At 66.0% G+C, this 21,861-nt stretch carries 6 protein-coding genes; all 6 read right to left on the bottom strand.

Annotated features, from left to right (window positions below; all coding sequences use genetic code 11):
* Positions 1 to 104: 104 nt before the first annotated feature.
* The 6 genes from fhuF to OH686_RS01030 all read right to left on the bottom strand — a co-directional run bounded on the left by fhuF (position 105) and on the right by OH686_RS01030 (position 21,859).
* Positions 105 to 854: a siderophore-iron reductase FhuF gene (gene fhuF / locus OH686_RS01055; protein ID WP_289535802.1), complete on the bottom strand. Its 750-nt coding sequence runs from the start codon at positions 852 to 854 to the stop codon at positions 105 to 107.
* Positions 855 to 870: 16 nt separating this feature from the next.
* Positions 871 to 2,166 carry a lysine N(6)-hydroxylase/L-ornithine N(5)-oxygenase family protein gene (locus OH686_RS01050; protein ID WP_289535801.1) on the bottom strand — a complete coding sequence of 432 codons (1,296 nt, stop codon included), beginning with the start codon at positions 2,164 to 2,166 and terminating at the stop codon, positions 871 to 873.
* A 150-nt stretch (positions 2,167 to 2,316) separates the two neighbouring features.
* Positions 2,317 to 3,315 (bottom strand): GNAT family N-acetyltransferase, encoded by a 999-nt coding sequence (locus tag OH686_RS01045; protein ID WP_289535800.1) that lies wholly within the window; start codon positions 3,313 to 3,315, stop codon positions 2,317 to 2,319.
* Entirely contained in the window at positions 3,305 to 5,497 is a 2,193-nt protein-coding gene (locus OH686_RS01040) for a TonB-dependent siderophore receptor (protein WP_289535799.1), read from the bottom strand. The genes OH686_RS01045 and OH686_RS01040 overlap by 11 nt, the downstream gene beginning before the upstream one ends.
* A 118-nt stretch (positions 5,498 to 5,615) precedes the next feature.
* Positions 5,616 to 11,000, bottom strand: a complete 5,385-nt coding sequence (locus OH686_RS01035) for a non-ribosomal peptide synthetase (protein ID WP_289535798.1) — start codon at positions 10,998 to 11,000, stop codon at positions 5,616 to 5,618.
* Positions 10,997 to 21,859: a non-ribosomal peptide synthetase gene (locus OH686_RS01030; protein ID WP_289535797.1), complete on the bottom strand. Its 10,863-nt coding sequence runs from the start codon at positions 21,857 to 21,859 to the stop codon at positions 10,997 to 10,999. The genes OH686_RS01035 and OH686_RS01030 overlap by 4 nt, the downstream gene beginning before the upstream one ends.
* Positions 21,860 to 21,861 lie beyond the last annotated feature (2 nt).

Below are 21,861 nucleotides of genomic sequence, written 5' to 3'. Positions count from 1 at the left end.
ACTCGCTATTCCCCGACGGCATTACTCGCTGCAGGCAGCAGAGGCAGACCAGAAGTTGCTCACCAGCCAGGCGAGCAAGCCAGGCGAGCAAGCCAACGCAGCCATCAATCCAGTACTGCAGTCCCTTCCGCCGGCGGCTCTTCCAGCAACGGGCAGTTGTCGCACATCTCCATGCCCAGCTCGTTGCGAATGCAGCACAGCTTGCGCTGGCGCCAGGGCGCGCAGCCCTCGCCCTGGGGCACGTAGATCACTGGCTCGCACAGCGGATTGCGGCTGCCATCCGGGCGCAGCTTGCTTTCCAGCACTTCAAAACCCTGGGCCAGCATCGGCTTGGGGAACGGCAGGCCGCCGAGGGTCGACATGAACCACTCGAAGTAGTTGCCAGCGTTGCTCCACAGCACCCGCGCGGCAATCTTGCGATGGGCACGCAGGGCTTCGATGAAGGGCAACAGGTTGTCGTCGAGCAATCCCGCGAAGCGTTCGAAGCCATTGGCCGGCGCCACGTTCCAGCGCTCGCCGGCATGCGGCAGCTTGAAGGCCTCGGGCAGGCCGTCGGCGCCGACCACCACCTGGATCTCGTCGAAATCCAGCGGCAGGCGCCAGTTGAGGATCAGCCCTGCCGCCAGCACCGGCGGAATCAGGCGCAGGAAGTAGTACTTGGACCACAGCGACATCAGCGCCCGGCGATCGCCCTCGGCATGCTCGGGGCCGAAGCGCAGCATCTGTTCTTCCAGACGCCCGGGGCTGACGAACTCACGCCCGGACAGTGCCGGGCGTGGGTCATCCGCAAGGGTGAGAACATCGCGGTAGTGGGCAAAGGGCCCTTGGAACAGCGGGGCAATGGCCGGGATCATCGGCCCCCCGCCTGGGTCAAGCACATGCGCTGGCGACTCCTGCTGATTGGCGCTGTCGGCGGCTGTCCATCAGCGCGTCGACCACTTCCTGTGAACGTATGGCCAGTACCGACAGCAGCGTGTCGCTCAGGCCATGGCTGGCCTCGCAGCAACCCTGCAGGTAGATGCCGGCAGTCATCTGCGGCTGGCAGCACAGACGATAGTCGCGTTCGACGCCTTCGCCCAGATGCTCGGCCAATCCGCCCAGCAGGCGCTTGTAGCCGTCACGACGGTAGCCGGTGGCCAAGACTACGGCATCGTACAGACGATCTTCCACGCCTTCCGGCCCGCTCAGGGTCAGGCGAATGCCCGCATCGCCGGCCTGCACCGCCTCGATATTGCGCTGCGGCAGCAGGTTGTGCGGGGCGTGGCCGGTGACCTTCTGCAGGTACAGGCGGTGATAGATGCTCTCGATCAGGTCCAGGTTGACTACCGAGTAGTTGGTCTGGGCGTTGGCCTGGATGAACGCCTCGCGCTCCTCCGGCGACTGGCCATAGACCACGTCGGTGTAGGACGGATCGAAGATCTCGTTGATGAACGGGCTGTCGTCCGCCGGGCGCAGGGCCTGGCTGCGCATCACCAGCGAGACCTCGGCGCTCGGGTAGCGGCCGCACAGATCGCTGAAGATCTCCGCCGCGCTCTGCCCCGAACCGACCACCGCCAGGCGCTTGGGTTCGCCGCAGGCCTGGATGCGCTCCAGATAGCTGGACGAGTGCATCACCCGCGCGTCGCCCTTGAGCGGACGGAACGCCTCGGGCACCACCGGTTCGCCGCCGATGCTGACCACCAGGTTGCGGGTGATGCGCGCACGGGTACGGCCATCGGCCAGGCGCGAGATCACCTTGACCCGGGTCACGTCGCCGCCATCGAGCACCGGCTCGACACCGATGACTTCTTCGCCGTAGTGCACGCGGTCACTGAATTGGGCGGCGGCCCAGCCCAGGTAGTCGTTGTACTCCAGGCGCGACGGCGTGAAGGTACTGATATTGATGAAGGCTTCCAGCCGGCGCTTCTCGTGCAGGTAGCTGACGAAGGTGTAGCGACTGGACGGGTTGCGCAGGGTGGCCAGATCCTTGAGGAAGGAAATCTGCATGCGGCTGTCTTCCAGCAGCATGCCGCCGTGCCACTCGAAGGCAGGCTTCTTTTCCAGGAAGCAGTAGCGCAGGCCGTGCTCGCGCACCCGGCGGTCTTCATCCAGGGCCACCGCAATGGCCAGGTTGGCGGGCCCGAAGCCCAGCCCGATCACATCGTATTCCAGTGTTTCTATGCTCATGTCAGGCCCCGATCCTCTGCGGATGGTTCGTGTGAAGGCCGAGTCAGCCTCTGGAGGCACTCGCCTCGCCCAACCTCATCAGTTCACGGCCACGCTCGGGCGCGGCTCTTTTGTTCTATGGGCCCACGGACAGCAACCGTGGACCTACTGCTATGCCAGGCGGCAGCGTTCGAAGAACACCTCACGCGACTGCACCATGAGTGCCGCGCGCTTGTGCGGGAAATCGAACTCCTTCGCCTTGTGGTAACCCTGCGCCTGCATATGGCCAATCATCTTGGCGTTGTCGGCACGGGGCTCGGCGACCACCCGCTGGGTACGCGGATCGTCGAGGAACAGGTAGTGGGTCAGCGCGCTCAGCCAGCTGGCCACCTTGTGCGGGCCGCGATGGCTCTCCTCGCCCACCAGCATATGGATGCCGCGGTCGTAGTCCGCCACGTCGTAGAACGGCGCGATACGGTCTTCCTTGGCCCAGTAGGCTTCGTAGTAGGCGAACGGCTCATCGTCGAAGCAGCCGATCAGGGTCAGCACGCGCGGGTCCGCGGCCAGCTCCTCCAGGTAGCGACGATGCTTGGTCAGATCGCCCTCCTCCTGCCAGAACGCAGCCACGCGGGCGCTGTTCTGCCAGCGATTGAAGCGTTCGAGGTCGCTGTCGATGTCCAGGGTGCGCAGGGAAATCCAAGCGCCCAGGTTGGCATCGAAACGCCGATAGACCTCGCCCTGCGGCTTGGGCGCGCGCCGTGGATGACGACGGCCGCTGGCATGCATGACCATCTGCTGCGGATAGCCGGCGCTGCCGCTGTTACGCAGGAACGGCCCCGGCAATTGCCAGAACAGCGAGCGCTCGATACGCAGGCTATCGCCTTCGCTCACCAGCAGGCCGCTGTTCCGCAGCTGCGGGTCGATGCTTTCCAGCTGCAGGCGCAGCGTCTGCAGTGCCTGATCACTGGCGAAACACCAGTAAGCCAGCAGCCACAGAGCCTCGACCTGCTGTTCGACGGCCAACTCCAACGGAACCAGCAGCTCGCCCTGGCGACGGGCGCGCAGCAGCGCGCGCTCGTCCAGGTGCAGGGCCAGGCTGGTGCCGTCGTCGCGGGCGACCAGCCGCTGCCCGGAAGGCAGCAGCAGTTGTTGCAGTGGCTTAGAAGTCATAACTCACACTGGCGATGACGTTGCGACGGTTGCCGTACCAGCAGTAGTAATCACAGGCAGTGACGTACTCTTTGTCGGTCAGGTTATTGGCATTGAGTTGCAGGCGGATGTCCTGGATGCGGTAGCTGACCATGGCGTCGACCAGGGTGTAGGACGGCACTTCCAGGGTCTCGGTATTGTCGCCATAGCTGGAGCTGGTGTGACGTACGCCGGCACCGAAGCCCAGACCGTCGAGCAGGCCACCGTGGAACTGGTAGTTGGCCCACACGGAAGCCATCTCATCGGCGATGTTGGCAGGAGTCTTGCCCTCCTCGTCCTTACGAGTGCTCTCGGTGGTCTCCGGATCGAGCTTGGTGTAGCTGGCGATCAGGCTGACGTTTTCGGTGACGTTAGCCTGGGCCTCCAGCTCTATGCCGCGGCTGCGCACTTCACCCAACTGGGTCGGTACGCTGCCGGTCGGGGTGGACAGGTTCTTCTTGACGTTCTCCTGGGTCAGCTCGAACACCGCCGCGGTGAACATCGCGTCCAGCCCTTCCGGTTGGAACTTGATACCGATTTCCTTCTGGTCGCCCTCTTCCGGTTTGAACGGATCGCCAGTGACGGCGTTGAGATCGGTGACCGGTAGGAAGAACTCGGAGTAGCTGATATACGGGGTCAGGCCGTTGTCGAACACATAGGCGACGCCACCGCTCCAGGTGAAGTTCTCGTCACGTACGTCATGGCTGACATTGGTGGTCTGGTTGTCGAAGTCGGTGCGCGACTTGTCGTAGCGACCACCCAGCAGGAACACCCAGTTGTCGAACTTGAGCTGCTCCTGGAGGTAGTAACCGAACTGGTCGGCGCGGGTATCCTTGTCTTCCAGGGCGAAATCGCCGATAGGCGCGTCGTTGCCAATCGGCTGACCAAAGATCGGTGTGCTGTTGCGCGGATTGAAGATGTCCAGCGGCGGGATCACGCCGAAGTTCGGATAGCCGTTGGGGCTGCGATCATTGATCTTCAGCTGTTGGTAATCGAAGCCGAGCAGCAGGGTATTTTCCCAGCGATCACCGAACCAGTTGCCGAGCAGGCGGTTGTCCACCGACAGGTTGTCCGCTTTGCCATCGTTGTAGGTCAGGCCGCGATTGATGATGCGATCGGTGAGGTTGCCGTAGAAGAATAGCTGGCGCAGTTCCAGATCCATGTGGCCGTAGCGCAGGTTCTGCTGGAAGTCCCAGTTGTCGCTGATGCGGTGGTTCAGCTCGTAGCCCAGGGTGTACTGGTCACGCTCGAAGGTCTCGTACTCGGGATTGCCGACCGCGGTGTCGGTGTCGATATCACCGTTCGGGTTATGGCTGATCGTCCCGCTGGACGGCAGGAACTGCAGCTGGGGATCCGAGCGATCCTTCTGCATGCTGGCCAGTAGGGTCAACGAAGTATCTTCGTTGAAGTTGATGGTCATCGACGGCGCCAGCAGGATGCGCGCGGCGTCCACGTCATCGACCTGGGTACCGGTGTCGCGGCTCAGCGCCACCACGCGGTACAACAGGTTGCCCTCTTCATCCAGCTTGCCACCGACGTCAGCGTTGATCTGCTTGCGGTCGAAGCTGCCGTACTGGATGCCGATCTCGTTCTTGCTGTCGGCGGTCGGGCGTTTGCTCTGCAGGTTGATCAGGCCGCCGGGCGGGGTCTGACCATAGAGTACGGACGAAGCGCCCTTGAGCACTTCAATTCGCTCGAGCATGTAGGGATCAATCTGCCAGCTGTAGAAGGCGCTGGAGTAGATGCGCGAACCATCCATGAACAGGCCGTTGTTGGCCTGTTTGAAGCCGCGGATGATGAACCAGTCCTGCTTGTTGTCCTCGCCATAGAAGCCAGCCTGCACGCCGCCGGAATAGCGCAGAGCCTCGCTGATGGTCTGGACGTTGCGGTCCTTCATCTGCGCCTCGGTCACGACGGAAACCGAACGAGGCGTTTCACTCAGAGGAGTGTTGATCTTGGTCGCACTGCGGCTGTTCTTGGCCACATAGCCCTGGTCTTCACCGACCGGGCTGTCCAGCTCGCCGCTGATATTGGTGGTTTCCAGCTGTACGGCTTCTTCGGCATGCAGACCCATGCTGAATGCGCCCAGCGCGCAGGCCATGGCCAAGGGTAGGCGTGCCTTGGCAAAGGGTACTTTGGCCTGGTACTTCGCTTGCTGTTCCATCAACACTCCCCAGAAATCAAATTAGAAGGATTCGCATTTATATGGCTTGCCTCTACTAGACGAGCAAGGCGCAGGAAAATTTAGCCACCGGCAGAAAAATTCCTTGGCGGCTCCCACTTCAGCTTCCAAGCAAGGCCACCAGCTCCTGAAGAACCTGCGGATGACGGACGATGCCTTGGTGATCGGTGTCGATCAGGCGATGGCTGGCTGCCCTGCCCTGCACCTGTTCCAGGCCACTCTCCAGCAAGGCCGCGCGACCGCCTGGCTGGGCCGCCCACCAGCAATGCGGGCGCACCTTGACCTGGGGCAGCGCGTAGCCGGCGCACAGGCGGCGCATGTGCTGCTCCACCGCCCAGGCGAACAGCAGTTCCTCCAGGCTCTGCCGGGTCATGCCGTCCAGCGGTTGGCCGGCGAACCAACTGCCGCAGGCCTGCGGCCAGTCCAGTGGCTCGAGCTGCAGCAGTTGTTCGAACAGACCATCCCAGGCACTGGCCGGCAACTCTGGAGCCAGCAGTTGCAGATGCTCGACCAGCTTGGCTCGGGCCCGTGGATGGCGCGCATCGTCGCCAGCGATCTCGGTGCCCGGCACATAGCAGTCGAGCAGGCCGAGGAAGGCCACCTCTGCGCCCCGTGCCTCCAGCCGTGCCGCCAGTTCCAGGGCCAGGCTGCCGCCCAGCGACCAGCCGACCAGGTGATACGGACCCTGCGGCTGCTGCTGGAGCAGCGCGGCCAGGTAGGCATCGGCCATCTCGGCCAGCGAAGCATCGCGCCAGCTCGGGTCGAGGAAGCTGCGGCACTGCAGGCCGAACACTTCGCGCACGCCGTCCAGACGTGCCGCCAGCGGCTGGTAGCCGGTGACCCGGCCGGTGACCGGATGCGGGCAGAACACCGGGGCTGCGCCGGCCTCCTGGCGAGTCAGCCGTAGCAGCGGCGATGGTCCTTGCGCCACCTGGCCGCGGGCAAGTTCCAGCAGACCGAGCAGCTCCCGGCGATAGTCCGCGGCCAGCGCCTCGATGGTCTCTGCGCGATACTGGTTGGCCGCGTATTCCCAGGACAACTGCAACAGGCCGTCGAACACCTGGCCGTTGACCGCCAGAAGCGCGGCCAGCGGGTTGTTCGCCGCCACCGCCGCACCACCGCCGGACGCCGGACGGAACCAGTCCGCCGCCGCGCCAGCCTGGTACTGGCCGAGGTAGTTGAAGATCACCTCGGCGCTCGGCACGGCACTCAGTGCCGCCTGCGCCGCAGTCGAACCCAGCCAGCGCAGCACGCCATAGCCCTGGCCGCCATGTTCGACCTGCTGCAGGCGTTGCTGAACCTGTTGTAGCTGCTCGGCTGCCGCGTCGAGCTGCGGTATCTGCAACGGATACAGGCTGGTGAACCAGCCGACCGTGCGCGACAGATCCAGTTCGCCGGCCAGCGCTTCGCGACCGTGGCCTTCCAGATTGACCCGCAGCCCCGGCTGACCGCTCCAGCGGCACAGGGCGCGGGTCAGTGCGGTGAGCAGCAATGCGTCGATGCGCACACCGAGCTGCGCCGGTGCCTGCAACAGGCGTTTGGTCTCGGCGGCATTCAGGGCCAGGCGCACTTCGCGCTTGTCGCCATGGCTGGCGCTGGCGCCGTCGAGTTCGCGCGGCAGGGCCAGTGCCGGACCGCTCAGGCGGCTGCACCAGGCGTCCAGCTCGACCTGTGCCGCTGCGCTGCTCGCCCACTTCTGCAGGGCCTCGCTCCAGCCCTTGTAGGACTGGCTCTTGCCCGGCAGGCGCACGGCCTGGCCGGCCTCCAGCTGACGATAAGCAGCGAGGATGTCTTCCAGCAGGATGCGCCAGGACACCCCGTCCACTACCAGGTGATGCACGGCCAGCAGCAGGCGATCGGTCTGGCCGACCTGCTTCAGATAAAGCGCGCGCAGCAGCGGGCCTGCAGCCAGGTCGAGGCTCTGCTGGGCCTGCTGGCAGAACGCTTCGGCCTCGACAGCGCTGCTCGCCTCACGCAGCCATAGCAGTGGTTGCGCGGCATCCACGTCGGCGTAACGCTGGTGCCAGACGCTCTGCTCCTGGCTGAAGCGCAGGCGCAGGCCGTCGTGATGGGCCACCAGAGCCTGCAGTGCCTGCTCCAGCAGTTGCGGATCGAGCGGACGCAGCAGCTCCAGGTTGAGCGCCTGGTTCCAGTGCGCCGGCTCAGTCTGATTCATGGCAAAGAAATGCGCTTGGATCGGTGCCAGTGGCAGTTCGCCGGTGACCGGCTCCTGCGCCACGTCCTCGTCTGCGCCACGGGCCGCCTGGGCCAGTTCGGCCAGCCGGGGGAACTGGAACAGCTCACGCGGCGCCAGTTGCAGGCCTTGCTGGCGCACGCGGCTGACCACCTGCAACGCGACGATGGAGTCGCCGCCCAGTTCGAAGAAGTGATCTTGGCGCCCTACTCGCTCCATGCCCAGCACTTCGGCCCAGATGGCGGCGAGGATACGCTCGTTATCGGTCTGAGGCGCTTCGTAGGACTGGCTCTGCCAGGTCGGCTCCGGCAGCGCGGCACGGTCCAGCTTGCCGGCTGGAGTCAGCGGCAGCTTGGCCAGGGCGATGATCTGCGCCGGCACCATATAGTCCGGCAGCGCCTTGGCCAGCTCGCTGCGTAGTGCATTGGTCTCAGTGTTTTCGCGAGCGACGACATAACCAACCAGCTGCTTGCCGGTTGGCGTCTCACGGGCGATCACCGCCGTTTCCTGTACGCCATCCAGGGCCAGCAACTGGCTCTCGATTTCGCCCAGCTCGATGCGGAAGCCGCGGATCTTCACCTGGTGGTCGACCCGCCCCAGATAATCCAGGGTGCCGTCTTCACGCCAGCGCACTAGGTCGCCGGTGCGGTACATGCGCTCGCCGGCTGCGCCGAACGGGTCGGGCAGGAACCGCTCGGCCGTCAGTTCCGGGCGCTGGAAATAGCCACGGGCCAGGCCCACTTCGCCGCCGATATACAGCTCGCCGGCCACACCGATGGGCAGCAGGTTCAGTTCGGCATCCAGCACATACAGGCTGCGCGGACCGACCGGATTGCCGATGGGGGCGTAGGCGGCCTCGAAGGAATCACCGGGAAAGGCTTCCCAGATCAGCGGGGTCACCACCGTCTCGGTCGGGCCGTAGCCGTTGATGATGCGTTGCGGCTGCAGCACCTTCTGCAGGCGCTCGTAGGTTTCGCGGGTAAAGGCTTCGCCGCCCAGGGTCCAGGAGCGGACCGGCAGTTTCAGGCCTTGCGATTCAACCCAATCCAGCAGCTGCTGGGCATAGCTCGGCGGCAGGCAGGAAATGGTCACTCCTTCGTCGGCGATGACCTGGCAGGTCTTCTCTGCGCTCCACAGCTCCTGATCGCGAATCACCAGGCGGCTGCCGAAGGCCAGCGGCACCGTCCAGCGCTCCAGGGCACCGTCGAAGCTGATCGAGGCGAAATGCAGCTCCACATCATCCGGGGTCATGCCGTAGCGCTGGCCGATGGTCTGCACATGCATGCTCAGGCCGAGGTGATTCACCGCCACGCCTTTCGGCTGGCCGGTGGAGCCGGAGGTGTAGATCAGGTAGGCCAGATTCAGCGGATGCAGCTCGACGCTTGGCGCTGACGACTCAGATGCCGACAGATCAATCTGATCCAGATACAGCGGCTCGACACCCTCGCCCAGCGGCAAACGCTCGGCTAGATCGGACGACGTGATCAACCACTGCAGGCCCGAGTCCTCGACCATGTAGGACAGGCGCTCGCGCGGATAGTCCGGGTCGAGCGGCACGAACGTGCCACCAGACTTCAGCACCGCCAGCATGGCCACGATCATCGCGTTGCCACGCTCCAGCGACACGCCGACGCGGGACTCGGGCTGCACGCCGTGGGCCACCAGCAGATTGGCCAGGCGATTGGAACGAGCTTCCAGCTCGGCAAAGGAAATTCGTTCGAAGCCATGCACCAGAGCGATGGCCTCGGGGCGCAGGCGTGCCTGCTCGGCGATCAATTCCGGCAACAGGCGCGCTGCATCGAAGCCCTGGCGCGGGGTATTCCACTCGGCCAGCCGCGCCTGGTCGCCGGCATCCAGCAATTGCAGACGTACCAGGGGTTGATCCGGCGCAGCACTGACCTGCTCCAGCAGGCCCAGCAGATGCGCGGTCATCTGCTGCATCTGCGCATCGTCGAGGCGCTCGCGGGCCCAGGTCAGGGTCAGGCGCAGCTGGCCGGCGCTGTCCTCCAGGCTGTCCAGGGCAAGATCGAACAGCGCATGCGGTACGCCCTGGGCCAGCGGCTCCAGGCGCAGGCCGGGCAGCTGCAGGGCGCCGAGGTCGCGCTTCTGGTGGTTGAACAGCACCTGGAATAGCGGCGTCTGGCCCAAGCTGCGCTCGGGTGCCAGGGCTTCCACCAACTGGTCGAACGGCAGGTCCTGCTGATCCTGGGCGTCCAGCGCGTGGCGGCGCACTTCGGCCAGCAGTTGGCGGAAGCTCAGGCCGGTATTGAACTCGGCGCGCAGCACCTGGGTGTTGACGAAGAAGCCCACCAGTGGCGCGGTCTCGGCGCGCTGCCGGTTGGCTACAGGCACACCGACGCGGATATCGCGCTGGTTGCTGTAGCGCGCCAGCAGCAGCTGGAAGGCCGCCAGCAGCAGCATGAACAGGGTCGCGCCCTCCCTCTGGGCCAGCTGGCGCAGGCGCTCGGCCAGAGCCGGCGGCACTTCGATGGCCTGGCGCTCGGCATGCCGCTGGCCAGAAGCGTCCAGCTTGTAGGGCAAGGCCAGCACCGGCTGCTCGCTGCCCAGGCGCTCACGCCAGTAGCCGAGCTGGCGCTCGCGCTCGCCGGCCTCCAGCCAGGCGCGCTGCCACTGGGCATAATCGGCGTACTGGATCGGCAGCTCGGCCAGCTGCGGTGCCTGCCCCAGGCGCAAGGCTGCATAGGCGCGGCCCAGTTCCTCGGCGAACACGCCGATCGACCAGCCGTCGGAGACGATATGGTGACAGACGATCTGCAAGCGCCATTGCTGCTCATCCAGACGTAGCAGCTGCACGCGCAGCAGCGGCCCCTGTGCCAGGTCGAAGGCGCGCGCCGCATGGGCATCGGCCAGGGCCTGAGCGCTTTGCGTCTCGCCGCGCAGATCTCGCTCTTCCAGGGCCAGCGGCCCCGGCGGATTGATACGCTGGCACAGCTGGCCAGCGTGCTGGTAGAAGCGCGTACGCAGCGCCTCGTGGCGCTCGACAATCAACTCGAGAGCCGCCAACAGCGCGGCACGATCCAACTCACCCTCCAGGGCGAAGGCGCCGACCATGTGGTAGGCGCTGCTGTCCGGCTCCAGCTGCGCCACCAGCCACAGGCGCTGCTGGGCATGCGAGGCTGGCAGATGCTCACCGCGCGGCGCCGGTACCAGCGGCAGGCGGTCGAAACGGATGCCCTTGCTGGCCAGCAGTTCGAGGAAACGCTTCTGCTCGGGAGCGCCGAGGGCAAGGAAACGGCGCGCCAGGGCGGCCTTGTCGATGGACGCGGTCACAGGGCCTCCAGTTCGTCGAGCAGCGCGGCCATGTCGCGCAGGTCTTGGTCTTCTTCCTCGGCGGCGGCCGGAGCCTGGCCGTCGAGGGCAGCGGCCAGAGCAGCCAGGTCTTGTGCCTCGAAGAAGGCACGCAGCGGTAACTCCAGGCCCAGTCGTTGGCGCAGCAGGGCCACGGCCTGGGTGGCCAGCAGCGAGTGGCCGCCGAGCTCGAAGAAGTTGTCGTCGAGGCCGACCTGGGCCACTTCCAGCACATCCTGCCAGATGCCCGCCAGGGCGATTTCCAGCTCTGACTGTGGCGCGCGATAGCTGCGCGCCTGCCACATCGGTTCGGGCAGTGCGCGGCGTTCCAACTTGCCGTTGGGTGACAGCGGCATACGGTCGAGGCGCATCAGAATCGACGGCACCATGTGTTCGGGCAGCTCGGCCTTGAGCGCGACCTTGATGCCAGCCAGCCAGGCGGACTCATCCGCCGGCAGCGGATCGGCCACCAGATAGCCGACCAGCTGCTTGCCGATCTGGCTGTCGCGGGCTACCACAACCGCCTCGGTAACGCCCGGCTGGGCGCTGAGCTGGGCTTCGATCTCACCCAGTTCGACACGGAAGCCGCGGATCTTCACCTGATGGTCGATCCGTCCCAGGTAGTCGATGGCGCCATCGGCGCGCCAGCGCACCAGGTCGCCGGTGCGGTACATGCGCGAACCGGCTGGGCCATGCGGGTCGGGCAGGAAGCGCTCGGCAGTCAGCTCGGGGCGGCGGTGGTAGCCGCGCGCCAGACCAATGCCGGCGATGTACAGCTCACCGGGCACGCCCTGCGGCACCGGGTTGAGCTGGGCATCGAGGATATGCAGGCGCAGGTTGGCAATCGGTCGGCCGATCGGCACGGCATGCCGGCCCTCCTCCACGCACGTCCAGTGGCTGACGTCGATGGCCGCCTCGGTCGGGCCATACAGGTTGTACAGGGAGGCACCCGGCAGACGCTGGAAGGTGCGCACTTGCAGCTCCGCCGGCAGGGCTTCACCGCTGCAGATAACGCGAGTCAGGCTCTGGCACTGCTCCACATCCGGGTGCAGCAGGAAGGCCTGCAGCATGGACGGCACGAAGTGCAGCGTGCTGACGCGGTGGCGTTGGATCAGCTCCACCAGCTTCTGCGGATCGCGGTGGTCGCCCGGCGCGGCCACGGCCAGGCAGGCGCCGGTGATCAGCGGCCAGAAGAACTCCCACACCGAGACGTCGAAGCTGAACGGGGTCTTCTGCAGCACCACGTCGCCAGCGCCGATCTGATAGGCCTCTTGCATCCACAGGATGCGGTTGGCCAGCGCGTCGTGGCTGTTGCCGGCGCCCTTGGGCTTTCCGGTAGAACCGGAGGTGTAGATGACGTAGGCCAGATCGTTGCCCTGCAGGCTGACTGCCGGCGGCGTGACCGGCTCGGCACTGCAGTCTTCGCGATCCAGGCCCAGGGCCTTGAGCCCGGCCGGCAGCGGCAGGCGCTCGACCAGCGCGCTGTGCGACAACAGCAGGTCGACGCCGGAATCCTCCAGCAGATAGGCCAGGCGTTCCAGCGGGTATTCCGGGTCGAGAGGCACGTAAGCACCACCGGCGCGGACGATGGCATGCAGGCCGATCACAAGCTCCAGCGAGCGCTCCAGGCTGATACCGACCAGGCTGCCGCGCTGCACGCCAAGGCTGCGCAGACGGTTGGCCAGCTGGTTGATACGTTGCTCCAGCTCGACGTAGCTCAGCGTTTGTTCGCCGAACACCAGGGCCGGTGCCTGCGGCGTGCGCGCGGCCTGCTGGCTGATGCGCTCACTGAGGTTGACCTGCGGCCCGTAGTCCTTAGCCGTGTCGTTCCAGGTGGCGAGCTGCGCCTGCTCGTCTTCCTCCAGCAACGGCAGCAGGCCGATGGGCTGACTCGGGTCGGCGCAGATGCCTTCCAGCAGACGCACGAAATGCCGCGCCAGACGAGCGATGGTGCGCGCCTCGAACAGCTCACCGGCGTAGCTGACGAAGCCGCTGAGGCTGCCGTCGGCCGCTTCCTCGGTATCCAGCGCCAGGTCGAACTGGGCACCAGCGGCGCCCGGGTCATGCGGTTGCACGCGTAGGCCCGGCAGGTTGCCGAGGGCGCTGAAGTCCACCTGCTGATGGTTGAACGCCACCTGGAACAGCGGGTGATGACTCAGGCTGCGCGTCGGTTGCAGCGCTTCCACCAGTTGGTCGAACGGCAGTTCCTGGTTGGCCAGGGCATCGCGGCTGGCCTGGGCCAGTTCGCCGAGCAGTTCGCGGAAGGGTTTCAGCCCAGCCGGCTCGCCACGCAGCACCAGGGTGTTAATGAAGCAACCGAGCACGCCGTCCATTTCCGCCAGGCTGCGTCCGGCTACCGGCACGCCGACACGGATATCTTCTTGGCCGCTGTAGCGATGCAGCAATGTCTGCCAGGCTGCCAGCAGCAGGCTGAACAGCGTGCTGCCCTCTCGCTGAGCCAGGGCACGCAGCTGTGCGGTGAGCAACGGCGACAGCTCGAAGCGCCAACGCAGGCCCTGGCGCGCCCCCTGAGCCGGGCGCGGATGGTCGGTAGGCAACTCCAGCAGCGGCTGGTGTTCACCCAGGCGTGCCTTCCAGTAATCCAGTTGGCGCGTGGCTTCGCTGGATTTCAGCCAGTCGTGCTGCCACTGGGCATAGTCGGCGTACTGCAGCGGCAGCGGCGCGAACTGCGCGGTACGGCCCTCGGCGAACGCCGCGTAGGCGGCGGCGAACTCGCCGATAAAGCGCTGCATCGACCAGCCATCGGAGACGATGTGGTGCTGGACCAGCAGCAGGCGGTACTCCTGATCGGCCAGGCGCAGCACGGCAACCCGCAGCAGTGGCTCGCTGGCCAGGTTGAACGGTCGCTTGAGCAGCTTCTGTGCGTAATCGCGGGCCTCGGCCTCGCGCTCGTTGGCGGCCAGCTCGCGCAGGTCGACCCAGTCGATACGCTGGCCCTGGGCAGGCAGAATGCGCTGGCGCGCTTCGCCGTTCACTTCGACGAAGCGGGTACGCAGCGCCTCGTGGCGCGCCTCCAACTGGTCAAAGGCGGCCTGCAGTGCTTGGCGATCCAGGCGGCCCTGCAGATCGAGGCCGGCCGGCATATGGTAGGCACCGTTGTTCGGGTCCAGGCGATTGAGGAACCACAGGCGCTGCTGGGCATGCGACAGCGGCAGATCACCGCAGCGCGGCAGCGCGCGCAGTACCGGTGCATCCGAAGCCTCGCGTTGCAGGGAGGCAGCACAGTCGGCCAGGCGGCTCTGCTCGAACAGTGCCTTGAGCGGCAGCTGCAGACCTTGCTGGCGAATGCGGCTGACCACCTTGAGCGCGACGATGGAATCGCCACCCAGCTCGAAGAAGTGGTCCTGGCGCCCTACTCGCTCCACACCCAGCACTTCGGCCCAGATGGCGGCGAGGATGCATTCGTTGTCGGTCTGTGGCGCCTCATAGCTCTGGCTCTGCCAGGTCGGTTCCGGCAGTGCGGCGCGATCCAGCTTGCCGGCCGGAGTCAGCGGCAGTTTGTCCAACGCAATGATCTGCGCGGGAACCATATAGTCCGGCAGCACCTTGGCCAGCACGGTTCTTAGCTCTCTCTCCCCTTGGGAGAGGGCTGGGGTGAGGGATGCATCGTGCAGCTCGGTAGCACCCTCACCCCCGTCCCCTCTCCCATTGGGAGAGGGGTGCTTCACTACTACGTAACCAACCAGTTGCTTGCCGGTAGGCGTCTCACGAGCGATCACCGCCGCTTCCTGCACGCCGTCCAGGGCCAGCAATTGGCTCTCGATCTCGCCCAGTTCGATGCGGAAGCCGCGGATCTTCACCTGGTGGTCGACCCGGCCCAGGTAGTCCAAGGTGCCGTCTTCACGCCAGCGCACCAGGTCACCGGTACGGTACATTCGCTCACCGGCAGCACCGAAGGGATTGGGCGGGAAGCGCTCGGCGGTCAGCTCCGGGCGCTGGAAGTAGCCACGGGCCAGGCCGACTTCGCCACCGATATACAGCTCGCCGGCCACGCCGATGGGCAGCAGGTTGAGCTCGGCATCCAGCACATACAGGCTGCGCGGGCCGACCGGGTTACCGATGGGCGCATAGGCGGCTTCGAAGCTGTCGCCCGGATAGGCCTCCCAGATCAGCGGGGTTACCACCGTCTCGGTCGGGCCATAGCCATTGATGATCCGTTGCGGTTGCAGGACTTTCTGCAGGCGCTCGTAGGTCTCGCGGGTAAAGGCTTCGCCACCCAGCGTCCAGGAACGTACCGGCAATTTCAGACCCTGCGACTCGACCCAGTCCAGCAACTGCTGGGCATAGCTCGGCGGCAGGCAGGAGATGGTCACGCCTTCGTCGGCGATCACCTGGCAGGTCTTCTCGGCGCTCCACAGCTCCTGGTCGCGAATGACCAGGCGGCTGCCAAAGGCCAGCGGCACCGTCCAGCGCTCCAGGGCGCCGTCGAAGCTGATCGAGGCGAAGTGCAGCTCCACATCATCCGAAGTCATGCCATAGCGCTGGCCGATAGTCTGCACATGCATGGTCAGGCCGAGGTGGTTTACCGCCACGCCCTTGGGCTGACCGGTGGAGCCGGAGGTGTAGATCAGGTAGGCCAGATTTAGCGGATGCTGCTGTACCGCAGGAGCAGAAGCCTCGAAGGCGCTCAGATCGAACTGATCCAGATACAGCGGCTCGACGCCCTCGCCCAGCGGCAGGCGCTTGGCCAGATCGGACGAAGTTATCAGCCACTTCAGCCCCGAGTCCTCGACCATATAGCTCAGGCGCTCACGCGGGTAATCCGGATCGAGCGGCACGAAGGCTCCGCCGGACTTCAGCACCGCCAGCATGGCCACGATCATCGCGTTGCCACGTTCCAGCGACACGCCAACGCGGGACTCCGGGCGTACGCCGTGGGCCACCAGCAGATGGGCCAGGCGATTGGAGCGAGCTTCTAGTTCAGCAAAGGCAATCCGCTCGCCACCATGTACCAGGGCGATGGCCTCCGGGCGCAGGCGCGCCTGCTCGGCGATCAGCTGCGGCAGCAGACGCGCAGCATCGAAGCCTTGGCGCGGCTTGTTCCACTCGTTCAGTAGGAACTGCCCGGCCTCGTCCAGCAGCGCCAAGCTGCCCAGTGGCTGGGCCGGATTGCCGCATACCAGTGTCAGCGCCTGGCGCAGCAGTGCCTCGACCTGAGCGATGCCATGGGCATCGAAGTGCGCGCGGTCATAGGCCAGCAGCAGCTCCAGGCGGCTGCCCGGCAGCACGGCCAGGGTCATCGGGTAGTGAGTGAACTCGTGGCTCTGCGGCATGCCAAGGCGCAGCTCGCCGCGCTCGGCCTGCTTGAGGGCGTCGCCTAATGGGTAGTTCTCGAATACCAGCAGGCTGTCGAACAGCGCCTCGCCGGCGCTGCCGACCCAGCGCTGGATATCGTGCAGCGGGCTGTGTTCGTGCTCGCGCAGTTGCAGGTTCTGCACCTGCAGCGCAGCCAGCCAGTCGCCCAGCGGCTGTTCGGCCGGCAGTTGCACGGCGACAGGAAGACTGTTGATAAACAGGCCGAGCATCTGCTCGCTGCCGGTCAGTTCGGTCGGACGACCGGCTACGGTGGCACCGAAGCACAGGCTGCGCTTGCCGGTCAGGCGCGCCAGCAGCAAGGCCCAGGCGGCCTGTACCACGGTGTTGAGGGTCAGACCATGGCGCTGGGCGAAGCCACGAATCTGTTGTTCGCTGGCGGCGTCCAGCGGCAGCGGATGGCGGGCATGGCCCTGCTCCGGTGCGCGGCACGGCAGGCAACCGGCGATGCGGGTGGCGCCATCCAGCGGGGCCAATTGCTCGCGCCAGAAGGCCTGTTCGACCGCGGCATCCTGGCCGTCGAGCCAGCTGATGTAATCACGGAACTGCCTGCTCGGTGCCGGCAGGCGATCACCGTGGTACAGGGCGAGCACTTCGGCGAACAGCAGGCCGTTGCTCCAGCCGTCCAGCAGCAGGTGGTGCAGGGTCCAGGCCAGCACGAAGTCGCCGGCGCCACGCTGGATCAGCGCCAGGCGCAGCAGCGGTGCCTGGTCGAGGGCAAAGCCGCGCTCGCGCTCGGCGCTGCAGAAGGCCTGCAGCTGCGCGTCGAAATCGGCGACGCCGCGCCAGTCGAGATCCTGCCAGTCCAGCTCGACTTCGGCCTGCACCAGTTGCAACGGGCGTTCGCCCAGCAGGAAGCGGCTGCGCAGCACGCCATGACGCGCCAGCACCTGGCGCCAGGCGCTCTGCAGACGAGCCGGATCGAGACCGGTGAACGGCAGCAGCAACTGGCTGACGTAACTGCCAGCGCCCTCCAGCTGGCTGTGGAACAGCAGGCCCTGCTGCAGCGGCGACAGCGGGTGGATATCTTCCACACCGGGCAGCGCATCCAGCTCGGCCTGGCTCAGGCCGGCCAGCGGCACGTCGCTGGGGGTCAGGCTCGCCGGGGTTTTCTGGCAGTGCTGGGCGATAGCGCGCAGTTCGTCCTGCAGGCGGGCCAGCAGACCTTCCAGGGTCGGTCGCGCCAGTTGCTGCGGGTTGAAGTCCAGGTGCAGATGCAGGGCGCCGCCACGTTGCTCGGCGTTGATCACCAGCGGTGCGTCCAGCGGCGCATTGGCTTCGCGCCACAGGCCGCCTTCGCGCAGGCGCAGGCCATTGCCACCCTCGTCGAACTGACCGAGGTAGTTGAACAGCAGTTGCGGGGCTCGCTCGTTCAGTTGCTCGCGCTGGCGCAGCAGGCCGTAACCGAGGCCCAGGTCGGGCACGGCGCGCAGTTGCTCCTTGATCGCCTTGAGGCTGGCAGCCAGCTCGGCTGCGGGCTGCAGGCGCACGGGGTAGAGGCTGGTGAACCAGCCGACGCTGCGCGACAGGTCGATATCGTCGAATAGCGGCGCGCGGCCATGGCTTTCCAGGTGCATGGTCAGCGCTGGCTGCTCGCTCCAGCTGCACAGCACGCGGCTCAGGGCGGTCAGCAGCAGCTCGTCGGCGCGCAGGCGATAGGCCTGCTGGCCAGCCTGCAGCAGGTCGCGGGTAAAGCCGGCGTCCAGGCTCAGCTCCAGGCGCTGGCGAGTGCCCTCGCTACCGGCCTCGCTGCTCAGCAGCGGCAGTTCGCCACCGGTGGCCTGCTGGGCCTGCCAGTACGGCAGTTGCGCGCCCACGTTCCAACCGACCAGGCGCTCGCCCCAGGTCTTGAAGGCGCTGGTCTTGCTCGGCAGTTGTACCGCTAGGCCGCTGGCCAGTTGCAGGCAGGCGCGCTGCAGGTCTTCCAGCAACACGCGCCAGGACACACCATCGACTACCAGGTGGTGGATGGTCAGCAGCAGGCGATCGGCCTGGTCTGGTTGTGTCAGGTAGAGGCCGCGCAGGTGCGCGGCGCTGGCCGGATCGATGCTGCGCTGGGCTGCGTCGTAATGCGGCTGAGGGTCTTCACCGGCGGCCAGTTCGACCTGTTGCAGCAGAGGGCTGCCGGTTTCGCTGGCATGCACTTGCTGCCACTGACCGGCGTGCTGCTCGAAACGCAGGCGCAGGGCATCGTGGTGCTGAACCAGAGCTCGTAGGGCCTGTTCCAGCTGGGTGGCCGGCAATGGCTCGGCCAGCTCCAGCAGCAGGTACTGGTTGCACGGGGCCAGGCCCTCGCGCTGCAGCAGGCGCGCCTGGATCGGTAGCAGCGGTGCCGATCCGGTCACCGGGCCCTGTTCGGCCAGCGGCGCGGCGACGCTTTGGGCAACGCCGGCCAGCTGCATAAGAGTCTGTTGCTGGAACAGATCCTTGGGCGTCAGACCCAGGCCCTGCTGGCGGGCGCGGCTGACCACCTGCAACGCGACGATGGAGTCGCCGCCCAGCTCGAAGAAATGGTCCTGGCGCCCTATCCGTTCCACACCCAGCACTTCGGCCCAGATGGCGGCGAGGATGCGTTCGTTGTCGGTCTGCGGCGCTTCGTAGCTCTGGCTCTGCCAGGTCGGTTCCGGCAGCGCGGCGCGATCCAGCTTGCCGGCTGGAGTCAGCGGCAGTTTTTCTAGCGCGATGATCTGCGCGGGAACCATATAGTCCGGCAGCACCTTGGCCAGCTCGGTTTTCAGCTGAATGGTGTCGGTGCCATCTTTGGCCACGACATAACCCACCAGCTGCTTGCCGGTCGGCGTCTCACGGGCGATTACCGCCGACTCCTGCACGCCATCCAGGGCCAGCAACTGGCTCTCGATCTCGCCCAGCTCGATACGGAAACCGCGGATCTTCACCTGGTGGTCGACGCGACCCAGGTAATCCAGGGTGCCGTCCTCGCGCCAGCGCACCAGGTCGCCGGTGCGGTACATGCGCTCGCCGGCTGCGCCGAAGGGATCGGGCAGGAAACGCTCGGCGGTCAGCTCCGGACGCTGAAAGTAGCCGCGGGCCAGACCGACTTCACCGCCGATATACAGCTCGCCAGCCACACCGATAGGCAGCAGATTTAGTTCGGCGTCCAGTACATAGAGGCTGCGCGGGCCGACCGGATTGCCAATCGGCGCATAGGCGGCTTCGAAGCTGTCGCCTGGGAAGGCTTCCCAGATCAGCGGAGTCACTACCGTTTCGGTCGGGCCATAGCCGTTGATGATGCGTTGCGGTTGCAGCACTTTCTGCAGGCGCTCGTAGGTCTCGCGGGTAAAGGCTTCGCCACCCAGGGTCCACGAACGTACCGGCAGTTTCAGGTTCTGCGACTCGACCCAGTCCAGCAGTTGCTGGGCATAGCTCGGTGGCAGGCAGGAGATGGTCACGCCTTCATCGGCGATCACCTGGCAGGTTTTTTCCGCGCTCCACAGCTCCTGATCGCGAATCACCAGGCGGCTGCCAAAGGCCAGCGGCACGGTCCAGCGCTCTAGGGCACCATCGAAGCTGATCGAGGCGAAGTGCAGCTCTACATCTTCCGAGGTCATGCCGTAGCGCTGGCCGATGGTCTGCACATGCATGGTCAGACCCAGGTGGTTCACCGCTACGCCCTTGGGCTGACCGGTGGAGCCGGAGGTGTAGATCAGGTAGGCCAGGTTTAACGGATGCAACTGCACTGCAGGAGCCGAAGCGTCGAAGGCACTTAGATCCAGTCGATCCAGATACAACGGCTCGACGCCCTCGCCCAACGGCAGGCGCTCAGTCAGGTCGGATGAAGTGATCAGCCACTTCAGGCCCGAGTCCTCGACCATGTAGCTCAAGCGCTCGCGCGGATAATCCGGGTCCAGCGGCACAAAGGCGCCACCGGACTTCAGCACCGCCAGCATGGCCACGATCATCGCGTTGCCGCGCTCCAGCGACACGCCGACGCGGGACTCGGGCTGCACGCCGTGGGCCACCAGCAGATTGGCCAGGCGATTGGAACGAGCTTCCAGCTCGGCAAAGGAAATTCCTTCGAAGCCATGCACCAGAGCGATGGCCTCGAGGCGCAGGCGCGCCTGCTCGGCGATCAGCTCAGGCAGCAGACGCGAAGCATCGAAGCCCTGCTGCGGCGTGTTCCACTCAGCTAGCTGCGCCAGTTCCGACGCGGTCACCAACGCCACTTCGCCCAGTGCCGCCTGGGGCTGGCTGGCGAAGCCGTCGAGTATCTCGAGCATGCCGGCAATCAGCCGTTCAATGCTGCTCTCGGCGAACAGGTCGGCCGCATAGGCGAAGTTGATCAGCAGCTCGTCACCACGGTCGCGCACGGCGTCCAGGGCCAGGTCGAAGGGAATCTGGCTGGACGGCAGCTCTGCCAGCTGGGTCTCGATGCCCGGCAGCCAGTTGGCCGCCAGCGGGTGTTGGCGACGGTAGTTGAAGGCCACCTGGAACAGCGGCTGCTGGCCCAGGCTGCGGCTCGGAGCCAGCTCTTCCACCAGGCGCTCGAAGGGCATTTCCTGGTTGGCCTGGGCCTGTTTGAGGCCAGTGCGGGCCTGCTCCAGCCACTCGGTGACCGACAGCTCGGGTCGCGGCTCGGCCTTGAGCACCACGGTGTTGACGAAGAAACCGACCAGACGCTCGAAGCCCTTGGCGCGGCCAGCCACCGGTACGCCGATGCGCACTTCGCGCTGGCCTGACAGGCGCGCCAGCTGCAGCTGCAGGGCCGCCAGCAGCACGGTGAACAGGGTGGCGCCATTGGCCTTGGCCAGATCGCTGAGGCGCGCCACCAGGCTCGGCTCGACCCTGAGCGTGCGGTAGGCAGCACGGCGCGCGGCCTGGGCGTTGTGCGGATAGTCCGGCGTCAGGCTCAGCGGCGGCTGCTCGCCTCCCAGGCGCTCGCGCCAGAAGGCCATCTGCTGGGCGCCGGCCTCACTGTCCAGCCACTCGCGCTGACCCACTGCATATTCGCTGTACTGCAGCGGTTGCGGGGTCATGAAGGGTTGGCGATTCTGCAGGCGGGCGCGATAGAACTCGGCCATCTCCTCCACCAGCACCCGTACCGACCAGGCGTCGGAGATGATGTGGTGCATGCCCACGGCCAGGGCGTGGCTGTTCTCGCCCAGGCGATACAGGGCGCAGCGCACCAGCGGGCCGCGGGTGAGGTCGTAGTCGGCCTCGATGAACTCGCGAGCCAGGGCTTCGACCCGCTCGGCGCCGCCCTCCAGTTCGATGATTTCCAGCGGCATGCAGCCCGTCGGCAGCACCGCCTGCTGGGCCAGGCCGTCATGCTCGCGGAACACGGTGCGCAGCGCGGCGTGGCGGGAATACACCTGATCCAGGCCGTGGCGCAGGCTGTCCATGTCCAGTTGCCCTTCGAAACGCAGCACCCCGCCGATGTTGTAGGCGGTGCTGCCACTCTCCAGGCGACTGAAGAACCACAGCCGCTGCTGGGCGAAGGACAGCGGCGCCCATTCCAGGGCAAAGTTCGACGGGACTTGCGCGTTCATCA

The organism is Pseudomonas sp. SO81 (assembly GCF_030374125.1).
GTDB lineage: Bacteria > Pseudomonadota > Gammaproteobacteria > Pseudomonadales > Pseudomonadaceae > Aquipseudomonas.
Note: the sequence above shows the minus strand (reverse complement) of the source record. Positions and strands in the feature narration are given on the sequence as shown.